The sequence below is a fragment of the Paraburkholderia acidipaludis NBRC 101816 genome (assembly GCF_000684975.1).
GTDB lineage: Bacteria > Pseudomonadota > Gammaproteobacteria > Burkholderiales > Burkholderiaceae > Paraburkholderia > Paraburkholderia acidipaludis.
In genome coordinates, this window is the sequence record NZ_BAXZ01000003.1 from 61,338 (window position 1) to 76,216 (window position 14,879).

14 protein-coding genes are annotated in these 14,879 nt (G+C 67.2%); 6 read left to right on the forward strand and 8 right to left on the reverse strand.

Features of this window, described 5'->3' with window-relative positions:
* Positions 1 to 131: 131 nt before the first annotated feature.
* Both BAC01S_RS02925 and BAC01S_RS35000 read left to right on the forward strand, forming a co-directional pair.
* A complete protein-coding gene (locus tag BAC01S_RS02925) occupies positions 132 to 1,073 on the forward strand; it encodes a LysR family transcriptional regulator (protein ID WP_027793413.1) in 942 nt (313 codons plus the stop codon).
* A 164-nt stretch (positions 1,074 to 1,237) separates the two neighbouring features.
* Positions 1,238 to 1,402, forward strand: coding sequence for a hypothetical protein (locus BAC01S_RS35000; RefSeq protein WP_169740094.1), 165 nt, complete (start codon positions 1,238 to 1,240; stop codon positions 1,400 to 1,402).
* 45 nt (positions 1,403 to 1,447) lie between these two features.
* On the opposite strand, the gene BAC01S_RS02935 is transcribed toward BAC01S_RS35000, so the two are convergent.
* The 4 genes from BAC01S_RS02935 to wrbA form a co-directional block, all read right to left on the reverse strand.
* Positions 1,448 to 2,260 (reverse strand): metallophosphoesterase, encoded by an 813-nt coding sequence (locus tag BAC01S_RS02935; RefSeq protein ID WP_027793414.1) that lies wholly within the window; start codon positions 2,258 to 2,260, stop codon positions 1,448 to 1,450.
* Entirely contained in the window at positions 2,257 to 3,723 is a 1,467-nt protein-coding gene (locus BAC01S_RS02940) for an FAD-binding oxidoreductase (RefSeq protein WP_027793415.1), read from the reverse strand. The genes BAC01S_RS02935 and BAC01S_RS02940 overlap by 4 nt, the downstream gene beginning before the upstream one ends.
* 146 nt (positions 3,724 to 3,869) lie before the next feature.
* Positions 3,870 to 4,265 carry a DUF2069 domain-containing protein gene (locus tag BAC01S_RS02945; RefSeq protein ID WP_027793416.1) on the reverse strand — a complete coding sequence of 132 codons (396 nt, stop codon included), beginning with the start codon at positions 4,263 to 4,265 and terminating at the stop codon, positions 3,870 to 3,872.
* Positions 4,262 to 4,870 (reverse strand): NAD(P)H:quinone oxidoreductase, encoded by a 609-nt coding sequence (wrbA, locus tag BAC01S_RS02950; protein WP_027793417.1) that lies wholly within the window; start codon positions 4,868 to 4,870, stop codon positions 4,262 to 4,264. Before wrbA ends, BAC01S_RS02945 begins: the two co-directional genes overlap by 4 nt.
* A gap of 104 nt (positions 4,871 to 4,974) precedes the next feature.
* On the opposite strand from wrbA, the gene BAC01S_RS02955 reads away from it, so the two are divergent.
* Positions 4,975 to 6,291, forward strand: coding sequence for a YihY family inner membrane protein (locus BAC01S_RS02955; protein WP_174442430.1), 1,317 nt, complete (start codon positions 4,975 to 4,977; stop codon positions 6,289 to 6,291).
* Between the two features lie 46 nt (positions 6,292 to 6,337).
* Here BAC01S_RS02955 and BAC01S_RS02960 read toward each other — a convergent pair whose 3' ends face one another.
* The 3 genes from BAC01S_RS02960 to BAC01S_RS30160 all read right to left on the reverse strand — a co-directional run bounded on the left by BAC01S_RS02960 (position 6,338) and on the right by BAC01S_RS30160 (position 8,955).
* A complete protein-coding gene (locus tag BAC01S_RS02960; RefSeq protein WP_027793419.1) occupies positions 6,338 to 6,658 on the reverse strand; it encodes a DUF962 domain-containing protein in 321 nt (106 codons plus the stop codon).
* Positions 6,659 to 6,823: 165 nt separating this feature from the next.
* Positions 6,824 to 7,642 carry an alpha/beta fold hydrolase gene (locus BAC01S_RS02965; RefSeq protein ID WP_027793420.1) on the reverse strand — a complete coding sequence of 273 codons (819 nt, stop codon included), beginning with the start codon at positions 7,640 to 7,642 and terminating at the stop codon, positions 6,824 to 6,826.
* On the reverse strand, positions 7,639 to 8,955 hold the full coding sequence (locus BAC01S_RS30160; RefSeq protein WP_043201164.1) for an O-acetylhomoserine aminocarboxypropyltransferase: 1,317 nt from the start codon (positions 8,953 to 8,955) through the stop codon (positions 7,639 to 7,641). The genes BAC01S_RS02965 and BAC01S_RS30160 overlap by 4 nt, the downstream gene beginning before the upstream one ends.
* Before the next feature lie 319 nt (positions 8,956 to 9,274).
* Between BAC01S_RS30160 and BAC01S_RS02975 the strand changes: the two genes are divergently transcribed.
* The 3 genes from BAC01S_RS02975 (at position 9,275) to aroC (ending at position 13,046) form a co-directional block, all read left to right on the forward strand.
* Entirely contained in the window at positions 9,275 to 9,730 is a 456-nt protein-coding gene (locus BAC01S_RS02975) for a CBS domain-containing protein (protein ID WP_027793421.1), read from the forward strand.
* Between the two features lie 118 nt (positions 9,731 to 9,848).
* A complete protein-coding gene (locus BAC01S_RS02980) occupies positions 9,849 to 11,834 on the forward strand; it encodes an MFS transporter (protein WP_027793422.1) in 1,986 nt (661 codons plus the stop codon).
* A gap of 111 nt (positions 11,835 to 11,945) precedes the next feature.
* Positions 11,946 to 13,046 carry a chorismate synthase gene (gene aroC, locus BAC01S_RS02985; protein WP_027793423.1) on the forward strand — a complete coding sequence of 367 codons (1,101 nt, stop codon included), beginning with the start codon at positions 11,946 to 11,948 and terminating at the stop codon, positions 13,044 to 13,046.
* A gap of 68 nt (positions 13,047 to 13,114) precedes the next feature.
* On the opposite strand, the gene BAC01S_RS02990 is transcribed toward aroC, so the two are convergent.
* Positions 13,115 to 14,788, reverse strand: coding sequence for an electron transfer flavoprotein-ubiquinone oxidoreductase (locus tag BAC01S_RS02990; protein WP_027793424.1), 1,674 nt, complete (start codon positions 14,786 to 14,788; stop codon positions 13,115 to 13,117).
* Between the last annotated feature and the right edge of the window lie 91 nt (positions 14,789 to 14,879).

Genomic DNA, 14,879 nt, shown 5'->3' on the forward strand with positions numbered 1-14,879 from the left:
ATCAGTGTGTGTCATTATATTTTTCGATCTATTCCCGAATAACCGGTAAAGGTGCAAGGCATTTTTACGAGATTTGAGATAATCCGTCTTACGAAATATGTAACAATGCCTCCGTCATAGAGAGGATGGCTATGGATACGCTCCAAAACATGCGGGTATTTGTGCGGGTGGTCGAGGCAGGCAGCTTCACGGGCGCCGCGCAGCACCTGAATACGACGACGGCTTACGCCTCGCGCGCCGTCTCGGATCTGGAGGCGCATCTGCGCACGCGCCTCCTGAACCGCACGACACGCCGCATCGCGCTGACCGAGGCCGGCGAGCGTTACCTGCAGCGCTGCGAGCAGATCCTCGCGTATGTGGACCAGGCGGAAGCGGAGGCCGGCGACGCGCACGCGCGGCCCTCGGGCAAGCTGAAGATCTACTCGATGACGAGCTTCGGCCAGCACTATGTCGTGCCGGCCGTGGGGCAGTACCAGCAGCTCTATCCCGACGTGAGCGTCGAACTGACGCTGGCCGCGCAGCGCATGCCGGACCTGCTCGACGAAGGCTACGACGTGGCGCTCATGCTCGCGACCGATCTGCCCGATTCGGGCTTCGTCTCGCAGCGCATTGCGAGCACGTTCAGCATTGCCTGCGCCTCGCCCGCCTACCTGGAGCGCCACGGCGTGCCGCAAACGCCCGCCGATCTCGCCCAGCACGCATGCCTGCAGATGGTGACGCCGATCTTTCCCGCGTCGCAGTGGCACTTCACCGGCCCGGAAGGCGACCAGGTCACCGACCTCGGCCCCTCGACGTTCCAGGTGAACGTGGCCGAGGCCCTGGCGGTGGCACTGCGCGAGGGGATGGGGGTGGGCGTCCTGCCGATGTACTCGGCCATCAGCGGGCTGCGCAGCGGCGAACTCGTGTGGATCCTGCCCGAATACAAGTCGCAGGAAATGAACATCTATGCGATGTATCCGTCGCGCCAGTATCTCGACGCGAAGATCCGCACGTGGATCGAACTGCTGCGCGAGACCTTGCCGTCTACGCTGGCGACCGACGAGGCTGAACTGCGCCAGTTCGCGCGCACCTAGCCGGTCGCACCTGAGCGGCGGCACGTGATCGGCCCCGCGTTGTGACAGGCTGTTACACCTGCGGCCGATCGCAACACTTCCTTACGCCCGGCTGCGCGGCGGTTTGCTAACGTAGCGGAACGCTTTTTCGCCAACGTTCAATTCGCCAGCACCCGAGGACTTCCATGGATACGCATCTGATGATCGGCATCGCCGTGATGATGGGCCTGATCGGCATCGCGGCTTCGCGCGATCTGCTGCGCATGCGCCGCGCACAGCTTCAACCGGTGTCGCTGCGCGCGCAGCGCATCGACGGCGCCGTTCGGGACACGCGCGGCGACCTGCGCTAAACGCGCCAGCCGCATTCTGCGTTGCCGCCGGCCCAACGGGCCGTATCAATCCCCCAGCTCCACCACCTTGTCCCATGCGAACGCCGGGTTTTCCGGCGCGCCGCTGCGGCGATCGCGGTAGCCGCGCGGATTGCAGACAACTTGCGTGCCATTGACCGTGTAGTCGAAGCACGTATGCGTGTGCCCATGCACCCATAGCGCCACGGGCGGGCGCACGAGCGCGTCGAGATCGTTCACGAAGCCCGCGGACACCGGATCGGTCGCGTAGCGCGCCGCAAGGCTCAGCCGGTGCGGCGCGTGGTGCGTGACGACGATCGTCTTGCCCGCGAACGGCTTCGCCAGCTCGCCCTCGAGCCACGCGAGCGCGTGGGCATGCAGTGCGAGCGAATCCGCGGGCGTGAAGTCCCGCGCCAGCGCGGCGGGGCTGCCGGGCCACGACACCTGGATCAGGCCGCGAAAGTCGAGCATCACGCGTTCGGCGGCGGCGATCGCATGGTCGCGTGCCGCGTCGTCGGCGCCGAACAGCGCGAAGTCGGCCCACAGCGTCGTGCCGAGCACGCGCCAGCGCCCCGCGGGATCGACGAGGGTCGCATTGTTCAGGAAGTGCACGTGATCGAGCGCCGAGGCCGCGTCGTGCATCGCGGTTTCGAGGGCGCCGAATTCGCCGTCGTAATACTCGTGATTGCCAGGCACGTAGACCACGGGCACCTGCGGATCGAAGGTTTCCGCCGCCCATCGCAGGCCGAGCGCGTGATTGTGAATGTCGCCCGCGAGGATGACGAGATCGGCTTCGGCGTGCGGGATCGTGTCCGGCTCGTCGTACTCCAGATGCAGGTCGGACAGCACGCGAATCTTCACGCCGAGGCCTCCCCCGTACTGCGCGGCGTGCGCAGCACCTTGCCCGGATTCATCAGGTTCAGCGGATCGAGCGCCGCCTTGATCGCCTGCATCAGCCTCAATTCCACCGCGCTCTTGTAGTGCGCCGCTTCATCCACCTTCAGTTGCCCGAGGCCGTGTTCCGCGCTGATCGTGCCGCGATGGCGATGTACGCTGTCATACACGATGCGGTTCAGCGTTTTCTCGTTTTCGGCGAGGAAGGACTTCGGATCGACACCTTCTGGCGCCTGCACGTTGTAGTGCAGGTTGCCGTCGCCGAGATGGCCGAACGTCACCATGCGCGCGCCCGGCACCGTGCGGGCGATTTCGGCGTCGGTTTCCTCGATGAAATGGCCGATGCGCGAGATCGGCACGCCGATGTCGTGCTTCACGTTCAGCCCCTCCTGCGCCTGCGCGAGCGGAATGTGCTCGCGAATATTCCAGAACGCCTGCGATTGCGCGAGGCTTTCGGCCACCACGGCGTCTTCCACGAGGCCTTGTTCCAGAGCCGCTTCCATGAGGCGCTCGAACAGGGCGCGGGCGTGTTCTTCGCTCTCGTTGTCCGAAAGTTCGAGCAGCACGACCTGCGCGTGGTGCGTCTGGAACGGATAGCGCAGCTGCGGGAAATGGCGCCCCACGAGCCGCATGCAGAAGTCCGACATCAGCTCGAAGCCGGTGAGGAGGGGGCCCGCATAACGCTGCGCCAGCGCGAGAAAGTCGAGGGCGGCATGCGCGGAGCCGAGTGCCGCGAGTGCCGTGACGCGCGCGGCCGGCTGCGGATGCAGCTTCATGACCGCAGCCGTGATGATGCCGAGCGTGCCTTCCGCGCCGATGAAGAGGTCGCGCAGATCGTAGCCCGTGTTGTCCTTGCGCAGGCCGCGCAGACCGTCCCAGATCTCGCCTTCGGGCGTGACGACTTCGAGGCCGAGGCACAGCTCGCGCGTGTTGCCGTAGCGCAGGACGCCGGTGCCGCCCGCGTTCGTCGAGAGATTGCCGCCGATCGTGCAACTGCCCTCGGCCGCGAGCGAGAGCGGGAACAGGCGCCCGGCTTCCGCGGCGCGCGCCTGGACCTCGGCGAGGATCACGCCCGCTTCCACGGTGATCGTATTGTTGTGCGGATCGATCTCGCGCACGCGGTTCAGGCGGCGCAGGCTCAGCACGGCTTCGCCGCCGGCCGCGTCGGGCGTGGCGCCGCCCGCGAGTCCCGTGTTGCCGCCCTGCGGCACGAGCGCGATGCGGTGGGCGTGCGCGAGCTTCACGACGGCGGCCACTTCGCGCGTGTCGGCGGGGCAGAGCACCGCGCGCGCGGCGCCCTGATAGCGCTTGCGCCAGTCCGTGACGAAGGGGGCGGTGTCGTGCGCGTCGGTGAGGACGTGCTGGGCGCCGAGCGCCGCGATGCAGGCGTCGAGGAAGGCGGTGGAGGTATCGGGGTGAGCCTGACTCATGATCGTTTGGGAGCGGTCCGCGGGTGCGCGCTGCTGTCGCGGACCCGGCGTTTGTCGGTGGGCTGGAAGGGTTCAGTGTGACACGGTGCGCGCGCCAGCGGTGCGTGGACGGGCAACCGGCAGGTCATGCGGGCGTCATGCGGGCGTCATGCGGCTTCGCGCTTCGCCCGCCGCGCCGCGCGCTTGAACGGCGCGACATAGGCGAGCGCGCAGACGAAGAAGGCCAGCGCGAGCGCGACCTCGATCCAGCCCAGGCGGTTTTCCGGCGCCGGGTCGCTCATGCCGCGCACGATGCCCTCGGCGAAATAGAGCAGCACCAGCATCGACGCCCACTGCAGCGTGTAGAGGCGGCGGCGCAGCACGCCGGGCAGCGCGATCAGAAGCGGCAGCGCCTTGAGCACGAGCGCACTGCCGCCGGGCCGCAGCGGCGCGAGCCGCCATTCCCAGGCGACGCAAAAGAGCGCGAGCGCGGCGAGCGTGACGAAGGCGCCGAGCGCGGCGGCGCGGCTGGCCGTGGCGGGCTGCGGCGTTGGCCTGTTCACGGCCGCTCGCCGTGCGCGAGCGCGAGCGCCGCGCGCGCGAGCCGCGCGCCAAGCGCGACCGCGAGCGCCTTCTCTTCGGCGGTGAGCCCGTGGCTGCGGCCGTCTGCGCGCGCGTGGTGCGACGCGCCGTAGGGCGTGCCGCCGCCGTCCGTGGTCGTGAGCGCGGTCTCGGTGTAGGGGATGCCCACGAGCAGCATGCCGTGATGCAGCAGCGGCAGCATCATCGAGAGCAGCGTGCTTTCCTGGCCGCCGTGCAGGCTGCCCGTCGACGTGAACACGCAGGCGGGCTTGCCCGCGAGCGCGCCCGAAAGCCACTGCGGCGTGGTGCCGTCGAGGAAGTACTTGAGCGGGGCGGCCATGTTGCCGAAGCGCGTGGGCGAGCCGAGCGCGAGGCCCGCGCATTGCTCCAGGTCGCGCAGTTCGACGTAGGGCGGGCCGTCGTCGGGGATGTCGGGCTGGGTGGCTTCGCAGACCGTCGAGACGGCCGGCACGGTGCGCACGCGCGCCTCGGCGCCGGGGACGCTGTCGATGCCCTGGGCGATGGCGCGCGCGAGTGCGAGCGTCGCGCCGTGCCGGCTGTAATAGAGCACAAGGATGGGTTTCATCGGGCCTCGTCGGTTGACGGGATATTATAGGGGTTGGGTTTGCCGCTCCCATTCCTGCCCGGGCGGCGCTTTGTTCGACGTTTTGCTTTCAGGTGCGCAGGCCGATGGACGTGTTGTCGAAAATCCGTTTCGATCTGGATGTGGTGAAGCGCCTTGCGCGCTTTGCCGCGCGGCGCAGCCGTGAGGACCGCATTCCGCAGGTCGCGGGCAGTCTCACGTTCACGACGCTGCTTTCGCTCGTGCCGCTCGCGACGGTGGCGTTCGCGCTTTTCACGGCTTTCCCGATCTTCGCGTCGTTCCAGAATTCGCTGCAGGCATTTCTTGCCGATCACCTGATGCCGGCGCAGATCAACAGCCAGATCTTCATGTATCTCAACCAGTTCGCGTCGAAGGCCAAGGGTCTCACGACGATGGGCATGATCGTGCTGTTCGTCACCTCCGTGATGACGATGATGACGGTCGAGTCCGCGTTCAACGTGATCTGGCGCGTGCGCAAGCCGCGGCCCTTCGCGCAGCGCGTGCTCGTGTACTGGGCGATCCTCACGCTCGGGCCGATCCTGATCGGCGTGAGCCTGTCGATTTCGTCGTATCTGTTCACGCATTCGTTTGCCGTCGCCACGGAGCAGCACGTCTCGATGATGTTCGCCTGGGCGCTCATGGGCGCGGCGCTGCCGCTCACCGCGCTCGCGTTCACGATGCTCTACGTCTATCTGCCGAACTGCCGCGTGGAGTGGCGCGACGCCGTGGTGGGCGGCCTTGCCGCGGCGATCGCCTTCGAGCTGGCCAAGCGCGGCTTCGGCTACTACGTGCGGCGCATTCCTACCTATACGGCCGTGTACGGCGCGTTCGCGGCCGCGCCGATGTTCCTGCTCTGGATGTATCTGAGCTGGTTCATCACGCTCGTGGGCGCGATGATCGTGTCGGCCTTGCCGGAGATCCGCAGCGGGCGCTTCGACCGGCCGCGCTTTCCGGGCAGCGATCTGCTCGACGCGCTGGAGCTGCTTGCGCGGCTCGACGAGGCGCGCGACGCGGGCCAGCCCGGCCGCACGGCGGACCAGCTCGCGCAGGTCTTGCGGCGCGACCTTTCGACCGTGACGCGGCTCCTCGGCGGCATGGAAGAGGACGAACTCGTGGCGCGCCTCGAAAGCGACGGCGCCAAGCCGCATTTCCTGCTGCTCGCGAACCCGGCGCGGATCAGCGTGGCGAGCCTGTTCGGGCGCTTCGTGATCGACCGCAAGGAGCTGGCCTATCAGCTCAATCTGAGGACGAGCGCCATCGACGCGGCGATGCTGCTGGGCGCGCTCGACAACGACAAGCTCGCGGTCTCGTTAGCCACGTTGCTGGCGGCGCGGCGTGCCCATGCGGACGCCGCCGGGGAAGCCGGGCAAGCGCACGCGCCGATGCCGCATCAGCCGGCGTAACAACAACGCCGGCAGGCGCCAGCAGGGCCGCTAAGGCGGCGGGCGGCTACAGCGAGATTCTTCCGCGGCAGATATCCGAGAACATGACCCAATCGCCCATCAGACTGTAGACGGGATGGCGGAAGGTGGCGGGCCGGTTCTTCTCGAACGCGAAGTGGCCGACCCAGGCAAAGCCGTAGCCGCAGACCACAGCCAAGGGCAGCCAGAACCAGCTGCCGGTGGCGATGGCCATGGCGACGCAGCCGATCACGCCGAGCGATCCGATGAAATGCAGCCGCCGCGACATGAGGTTCTGGTGCTCGCTCAGATAGAACGGATAGAACTCCGCGAAATTCGCGAAGTGTTCGGTGTGGGCGGTATGGCTCATGGTCTCCCCCTTTGCGCGATGGCCTCGATGGCCCGCTTCGCGCACCGTCCGGACGCCGCGCCTCGGGTCCGTGGACGCTTCCATTTTCCGGCGATCCGCGAGGCGCTGCAACCCGGCGGCGCGAGGTCTCGCGGAGCCCCCCGCCGCAAAGCAGAGCAAGCTGCCCTAGCGCCCTGATGCGAACGCGTACAGCGCGTCGAGCGTGGCGTCGGGCTGCTCGGTCATCAGGGCGTGGCCCGCGTCGAGCGTCACCGTATCGACCGGCACGCCAGCCTGTCCCAGCGCGTCGGCAATCGCGCGCGCCGCGCGCGGCGGCGTCATCGCATCGCGCCGGCCCACCACGAGCCGCACCGGGCAGCGCACCTTCGCCGCGCTCGCGAGACCGTCGGCGTAGGCGTTGCAGGCCGCGAAATCGGCATGGAAAAGCTGCGGCTCGCCGCGCGCCGAGACGCGCTCCATCAGCCGCCGGTTCATGCCGCGCAGCCAGAAGCCGGGGCCCGGGCTCGAGGGCTTCGGCGCAAGCGTGGAATGCGACCACTGGTTCACGAGCGCGATCGCCTCGGCTTCGCGCTCGCGCGCGGCGTCGAGCAGCGCGGGCGAGACCGTCATTGGGAAGGCCGTGGCCAGCAGCGCGACGCGTCGCGCGCGCTCGGGATGGCGCGCCGCGAATTCGAGCGCGACGAGCGAGCCCATGCTGTGCCCGGCCACGAACGCCTGCTGCACGCCGAGCGCGTCGAGCAGCGCGGCCAGCCAGTCCGCGAGCGCGCCGATGCTCGTGAGGGCCGGGCCCGCGCTGCGCAGGTGGCCGGGCAGGTCGACCGCGAGCACGCTGAAGCTGTGATGCGCGAAGTAGCGCGACTGCAGGCCCCAGACGCTGTGATCGTGCTGGGCGCCGTGCACGAACACGGCCACCGGCCGCGCCGGGTCGAACGGGCGACCGCCCGTGTAGGCATAGGCCGGCTTGCCCTGAACGTCGACGATCATGAGGCCTCCTTGCCGGCGGCCTGCTTCGGTATCTGCTGCGACGCTTTCAAAGCGCGCTTGAGATCGTCGATCAGATCGTCGGGGTCTTCGAGTCCGATCGAGAGCCGGATTGTCCCTTCCGCGATGCCGGCGGCGGCGAGGGCGGCGGCGTCCATGCGGAAGTGCGTCGTGGAGGCGGGGTGGATCACGAGCGAGCGCGCGTCGCCCACGTTCGCGAGATGCGAAAAGAGCGCGAGCGACTCGATGAAGCGCTTGCCGGCTTCGCGGCCGCCTTTCAGGTTGAAGCTGAACACGGCGCCCGCGCCGCGTGGCAACAGGCGCTTCGCCAGCACGTGATCGGGATGGCCCGGCAGCTCGGGATACGCTACCGACTCGACTGCTTCGTGCGCCACGAGAAATTCGACGATGCGCCGCGTATTGGCGACATGCCGCTCCATGCGCAGCGGCAGCGTCTCGATGCCCTGCAGCAGTTGCCACGCGGCCTGCGGATGCAGGCATGCGCCGAAGTCGCGCAGGCCCTCGCGGCGCGCGCGCAGCAGGAATGGCGCGACCGTGCTCTCCTCGGTGAAGACCATGCCGTGAAAGCCCGCGTAGGGTTCTGTGAACTCGGGAAAGCGCCCCGACGCCTCGAAGTCGAACGCGCCGCCGTCCACCAGCACGCCGCCGATGGTCGTGCCGTGGCCACCGAGGAATTTCGTCGCCGAGTGATAGACGAAGTCCGCGCCGTGCTCGAACGGGCGCAGCAGGTAAGGCGTGGTGAAGGTCGAATCGACGAGGAGCGGCACCCGGTGATCGTGCGCGATCTGCGCAACGGCGGCGAGGTCGAGCACGTCGAGGCCCGGATTGCCGAGTGTTTCGCCGAACAGAAGGCGCGTGTTCGGCCGCACGGCGGCGCGCCAGGCGTCGAGATCGCCGGGTTTGACGAAGGTGGTCTCGATGCCGAAGCGCCGCAGCGTGTAGTCGAGCAGGTTGTGCGAACCGCCGTAGAGCGCCGCCGAAGCGACGATGTGCGCGCCCGCGCCCATCAGCGTCGCGATGGCCAGATGCAGCGCCGCCTGGCCGCTCGCGGTGCCGATCGCGCCCGCGCCGCCCTCGAGCGCGGCGACGCGTTCCTCGAACACGGCGACGGTCGGGTTCGAGATGCGCGAATAGACATGCCCCGCGCGCTCCATGTTGAAGAGCGCGGCGGCGTGGTCGGTGTCGCGGAAGCTGAACGACGTGGTCTGATAAATCGGCGTCGCGCGGGCGCCGGTGGCGGGGTCGGGCGCCGCGCCGGCGTGCAGCGCGAGCGTGTCGAAACGGGTGTCGGGCATCGTGGCGGCGCGGCCGGCGTCGAACCGGCGCTGGATCAAGGGTCCGGCCATCGTATAACACCGTCCGCTGTCCGTGAAAGCGCCGCAGCGGCCGGGCGACCCGCGTGCGCCGTCCGTCCGGTCGGCCCTGCTCGCGCTTTTTCGTGCCGGATGGCTGCGCCGCGCGGCTTTTCCGCTCGCGCCGTTGCTTGATCCCTGCTTTCCCTGGTTGCTTTCCCGGGGTTGCTTTCTTTTTGGCGGTCTTTCCGCTAGGATCGAAAACAGGTAGGCATCTTTCCAGCATCTCCCCCCATCTACAAAGCATTTCAGGAGACACATCATGCGCGTGAGCGACATTCTCAAGGTCAAGGGCAGCACGCTCTTCACCGTCACGCCCGACACTTCGCTGCACGAAGCCGTCAACAGCATGGCCGAGCACGACATTGGCTCGCTCGTCGTGATGGAGTACGGCGACCTCGTCGGCATGCTGACGTTCCGCGAAGTCATCCTGACGCTGCACAAGAACGGCGGCAGCGTCGGCACTTCTACGATCCGCAAGGTCATGGACGACCATCCCATCACCTGCACGCCCGAAACCGACGTGAACGAAGTGCGCCGCATGATGCTCGAGCATCACGTGCGCTATCTGCCCGTGATGGAGAGCCGCGCGCTGATGGGCGTGATCTCGTTCTACGACGTCGCGAAGGCGGTCGTGGAAGAGCAGGGCTTCGAGAACCGCCTGCTGAAAGCGTATATCCGCGACTGGCCCGACGAGGAGCGCCAGCCGGCGCGCTGAATGAAGCGCGGCTCATGCCCGCTAACGTCACGTTTCGTCCATAGTATGAAAAAGCGCGCGTCAGGCGCGCTTTTTCGCGTCTGGTCTCCACGCCTTCCCTCCCATCCCGTTCCACTCGATGAGCGACCGTCCGATGTCCGCTGTCCGAAGTTCCCCGCGCGAGCGTGAGGGCCACACCTCGCACTCGCAGTTCGCCCTGCTGCGCGAGCGCCGTTTCGCGCCGTTCTTCTGGACGCAGTTTCTGGGCGCGATGAACGACAACGTCTTCAAGATCGGGTTCACGTCGCTCGTCACGTATCAGGCCGCGCGTTTTTCCGGCGTCGATCCGAAGACCGTGGCGTTCCTGATCTCCGCGATCTTCATCGTACCGTTCGTGCTGTTTTCGGCCACCTCGGGCCAGGTCGCCGACAAGTTCGACAAGGCGGTGCTCACGCGCTGGGTCAAGACCTTCGAGATCGCCGTGATGCTGCTGGGCGCGACGGGCTTCTGGCTGCACAACGTGCTGCTGCTGTACACCTGCACGTTTCTGATGGGCGTCCATTCGACCGTGTTCGGTCCGGTGAAGTATGCGTACCTGCCGCAGAAGCTCGGCACGGACGAGCTGGTGGGCGGCAACGGGCTCGTCGAGATGGGGACTTTCGTTGCGATTCTGCTCGGGACGATCGTGGGCGGCGTGGCGGCGGCCTCGGGCGCGGGGGAGGGCGTGAACGGTGGCGCAGGCAGCGGCGCGGCCCCGGCGGGCGTCGTGTGGCTCGGCGGCATCTGCATTGCGGTGGCGCTCGCCGGGCGGTTCGCGTCGGCGTTCGTGCCGACCTGCCCGTCGTCGCAGCCCGATCTGCGCATCAACTGGAATCCGTTCTCCGAGACCTGGCGCAATCTGCGCCTTGCGCGCGGCGACCGCACCGTGTTCCTGAGCCTGCTCGGCATCTCGTGGCTCTGGTTCGTCGGCGCGACCTTCCTCGCTTCGTTTTTCAACTTCGCGAAAGACGTGCTCTCCGCCGATCCCGACGTCGTCACCGTGCTGCTCGCCATGTTCTCGCTCGGCATCGGCATCGGCTCGCTGCTTTGCGAGCGGCTCGGGCGGCGGCGTATCGAGATCGGGCTCGTGCCGCTCGGCTCCATCGGCATGAGCGTGTTCGGCATCGATCTGTTCTTCGCGAGCCATGCCTTGCCGGCCGCTTCGCATCTGCTCACCGTGGGCGAATTCCTGCGCGTGGGCGCGCACTGGCGCGTGCTCGCCGACCTGTTCCTGCTCGCGATGTTCGGCGGCTTCTACAGCGTGCCGCTCTATGCGCTGATCCAGAGCCGCAGCGCGCCGAGCCACCGCGCGCGCATCATCGCCGCCAACAACATCCTCAACTCGCTGTTCATGATCGTCTCGGCGCTGATGGCCATCGCCCTCAGCAAGGCGGGCGTGGGCATTCCGGGCATTTTCCTCACGACCGCGCTGCTCAATATCGTGGTCGCGGCCTACATCTATGCGCTCGTGCCGGAGTTCCTGCTGCGCTTCGTCGCATGGGTGCTCGTGCACACCGTCTATCGCGTGCGGCTCGTGAACGTCGAGCGCATTCCGGCCGAGGGGCCGGCCGTGCTGGTCTGCAATCACGTCAGCTACGTCGACGCGATCGTGATCATGGCCGAAAGCCCGCGGCCGATCCGCTTCGTGATGGATCACCGCATCTTCCGGCATCCCGTTTTCGGCTGGGTGTTCCGCCACGCGAAGGCGATTCCGATCGCCCCCGCGCACGAAGACGCCGGGCGTCTTGCCGCCGCCTACGACGCCTGTGCGAAGGCGCTGGCCGAGGGCGATCTCGTCTGCATCTTTCCGGAGGGCAAGCTCACGCGTACCGGCGAGATCAATCCGTTCCGCCACGGCGTGACCGAGATCCTGCGCCGCTCGGCCGTGCCCGTCGTGCCGATGGCGCTGCGCGGGCTGTGGGGCAGCGCGTTTTCGCGTCACGCCGATTCGGGCCAGGAGCGTCCCGTGCGCCGAGGATTCACGAGCCGGCTCACGCTCGCGGTGGGCGAGCCGTTCGCGCCCGGTGAGGCGACGCTGGAACGGTTGCAGGACGCGGTAGCCGGGCTGCGGGGGGCGCGGCGCTGAACTTTGTAACGGAGCCGCAACCGTGGCAGGCGCTCGGAACCGGCCGCCCGGGCGTGGCGTACCGCAGGCTGGCATAATGCTGGATTCCCCGATTCACTTTGGACGACCGCCATGTCCGGCAACACGCTCGGTACGCTTTTCACCGTCACTACCTTCGGCGAATCCCACGGTCCCGCCATCGGCTGCGTCATCGACGGCTGCCCGCCCGGCATGGCGCTCACGGAAGCCGACATCCAGCGCGACCTGGACCGCCGCCGTCCCGGCACGTCGCGTCACGTCACGCAGCGCCAGGAAGAAGACAAGGTCGAGATCCTTTCGGGCGTGTTCGAAGGCACGACCACGGGCACGCCCATCGCGCTCCTGATCCGCAACACCGACCAGCGCAGCAAGGATTACGGCAACATCGCCGAGACCTTCCGTCCGGGCCACGCGGACTACACCTACTGGCAGAAGTACGGCATCCGCGATTATCGCGGCGGCGGCCGCTCGTCGGCGCGTCTGACCGCGCCGACCGTCGCGGCGGGCGCGGTGGCGAAGAAGTGGCTGCGCGAGCGCTTCGGCGTGGAGGTGCGCGGCTATATGGCGGCGCTGGGCGAAATCGACGTGCCCTTCGTGGACTGGCAGCATGTGCCGGAAAACCCGTTCTTCGCGCCGAACGCCGATATCGTTCCGCAGCTCGAGGCCTACATGGACGCGCTGCGCAAGGACGGCGACTCGATCGGCGCACGTATCAACGTGGTGGCGTCGGGCGTGCCGGTGGGCTGGGGCGAGCCGCTCTTCGACCGGCTCGACGCCGACATCGCGCACGCGATGATGGGCATCAACGCGGTGAAGGGCGTCGAGATCGGCGCGGGCTTCGCCAGCATCGCGCAGCGCGGCTCCGTGCATGGCGACGAGCTGACGCCGAATGGTTTCCACGGCAACCATGCGGGCGGCGTGCTCGGCGGTATTTCGACGGGGCAGGACGTGACGGTATCGATCGCCATCAAGCCCACTTCGAGCATTCGCACGCCGCGCCGCTCGATCGACAAGGGCGGCGAGGCGGCCACGGTCGAGACCTTCGGCCGCCACGATCCGTGCGTGGGGATCCGCGCGACGCCGATCGCCGAGGCGATGCTCGCGCTCGTGCTGATCGACCATGCGTTGCGTCATCGCGCACAGTGCGGCGACGTGACAGTGACGACACCGAAGATTGCGGCCAGCGACGTCTGAGACGGGTAGAAAGGCAAAGAAAAACGCCGCTTCGTTGTGAAGCGGCGTTTTTTTGTTGATTCTCTGCTTTACATGTTCGGATAGTTCGGTCCGCCGCCGCCTTCGGGCGTGACCCACACGATGTTCTGCGTCGGGTCCTTGATGTCGCAGGTCTTGCAGTGCACGCAGTTCTGCGCGTTGATCTGCAGACGGTCTTCGTTTGAATCGTCCTTCACGAACTCGTACACCGCGGCCGGGCAGAAGCGACCCTCCGGACCCGCATAGGTACGCAAATTCACGTTCACCGGCACCGATGCGTCTTTCAGCGTCAGGTGCGCCGGCTGGTTCTCCTCGTGGTTCGTATTGGAAATGAACACCGACGAGAGCCGGTCGAACGTCAGCTTGCCATCGGGCTTCGGATACTCGATCGGCCGGCACTGCGACGCGGGCTTGAGCATCTCGTTGTCGCGATGCTGGTGATGCAGCGTCCACGGCACCTTGCCGCCAAGGAGCTTCTGCTCGATGCCCACCATCAGCGTGCCCAGATACAGGCCCTTGCTCATCCACTGCTTGAAGTTGCGCGCCTTGTACAGTTCCTCGTACAGCCACGACTTCTGGAACGCTTCGGGGTAAGCCGTCAGCTCGTCGCCCTGGCGGCCCGCCTGCACGGCTTCGAACGCCGCTTCCGCTGCCAGCATCCCGGTCTTGATCGCCGCATGGCTGCCCTTGATGCGTGCCGCGTTCAGGAAACCCGCATCGTCGCCCACCAGCGCGCCGCCCGGGAACACGAGCTTCGGCAGCGACATCAGCCCGCCCGCCGTCATCGCCCGCGCGCCATACGACACGCGCTTGCCGCCTTCGAGGTACTGGCGGATGGCCGGGTGCGTCTTGTAGCGCTGGAATTCCTCGAACGGCGAAAGATACGGGTTCGTGTAGGCGAGACCCACGACGAAGCCCACCATCACCTGGTTGTTGTCGATGTGATAGAGGAATGAGCCGCCGTAGGTGTCGTTTTCCAGCGGCCAGCCCGCCGTATGGATCACGAGGCCCGGCTGGTGCTTCGCGGGATCGATCTCCCACAGCTCCTTGATGCCGATGCCGTAGACCTGCGGATCGGCGTCGCGGTCGAGCTTGAGCTTCTCGTTCAGTTGCCGGCCCAGGTGCCCGCGGCAGCCTTCGGCGAACAGCGTGTACTTCGCGTGCAGTTCCATGCCGAGCTGGAAGTTCTCGGTGGGCTCGCCGTCCTTGCCGATGCCCATGTTGCCGGTGGCGACACCCTTTACCGATCCGTCGTCGTGAAAGAGCACTTCGGCCGCCGGAAAGCCCGGGAAGATCTCCACGCCCAGCGCCTCGGCCTGCTGGCCCAGCCAGCGCGTGACGTTCGCGAGGCTGATGACGTAGTTGCCGTGGTTTTTGAAGTTGTCGGGCAGCGCCCAGTTCGGCACGGCCTTCGCGCCGGTTTCCGAAAGGAAAAGGAATTTATCCTCGGTCACGGGCACGTCCAGCGGCGCGCCCTGTTCCTTCCAGTCGGGCATCAGTTCGTTGAGGGCGCGCGGGTCCATGACCGCGCCCGAGAGGATATGCGCCCCGATCTCCGAGCCCTTTTCCAGTACGCACACGCCCATCTCGACGCCTTTCTCTGCCGCGAGCTGCTTCAGGCGGATCGCCGCCGACAGCCCCGCCGGGCCGCCGCCTACGATCACCACGTCGTATTCCATCGACTCGCGTGGGCCGTATTGCTCCAAAAGACTTGCGGGGGTCATCAAAGCTCCTCTTGCCATTAGAATGCTTTTTTCGGGTTCGTATTGTCGGGTAACGCTCCCTGGCCCGCAACCCAATGAGTTAAATTTAGCA

Excerpts from the sequence above, each read along its gene's own strand:
- BAC01S_RS02925 (WP_027793413.1), top strand. The coding sequence starts at position 132 with ATGGATACGCTCCAAAACATGCGGGTATTTGTGCGGGTGGTCGAGGCA.
- BAC01S_RS35000 (WP_169740094.1), top strand. The coding sequence starts at position 1,238 with ATGGATACGCATCTGATGATCGGCATCGCCGTGATGATGGGCCTGATC.
- BAC01S_RS02940 (WP_027793415.1), bottom strand. The coding sequence starts at position 3,723 with ATGAGTCAGGCTCACCCCGATACCTCCACCGCCTTCCTCGACGCCTGC.
- wrbA (WP_027793417.1), bottom strand. The coding sequence starts at position 4,870 with ATGAAACCCATCCTTGTGCTCTATTACAGCCGGCACGGCGCGACGCTC.
- BAC01S_RS02955 (WP_174442430.1), top strand. The coding sequence starts at position 4,975 with ATGGACGTGTTGTCGAAAATCCGTTTCGATCTGGATGTGGTGAAGCGC.
- BAC01S_RS02960 (WP_027793419.1), bottom strand. The coding sequence starts at position 6,658 with ATGAGCCATACCGCCCACACCGAACACTTCGCGAATTTCGCGGAGTTC.
- BAC01S_RS02965 (WP_027793420.1), bottom strand. The coding sequence starts at position 7,642 with ATGATCGTCGACGTTCAGGGCAAGCCGGCCTATGCCTACACGGGCGGT.
- BAC01S_RS30160 (WP_043201164.1), bottom strand. The coding sequence starts at position 8,955 with ATGCCCGACACCCGTTTCGACACGCTCGCGCTGCACGCCGGCGCGGCG.
- BAC01S_RS02975 (WP_027793421.1), top strand. The coding sequence starts at position 9,275 with ATGCGCGTGAGCGACATTCTCAAGGTCAAGGGCAGCACGCTCTTCACC.
- BAC01S_RS02980 (WP_027793422.1), top strand. The coding sequence starts at position 9,849 with ATGAGCGACCGTCCGATGTCCGCTGTCCGAAGTTCCCCGCGCGAGCGT.
- aroC (WP_027793423.1), top strand. The coding sequence starts at position 11,946 with ATGTCCGGCAACACGCTCGGTACGCTTTTCACCGTCACTACCTTCGGC.
- BAC01S_RS02990 (WP_027793424.1), bottom strand. The coding sequence starts at position 14,788 with ATGACCCCCGCAAGTCTTTTGGAGCAATACGGCCCACGCGAGTCGATG.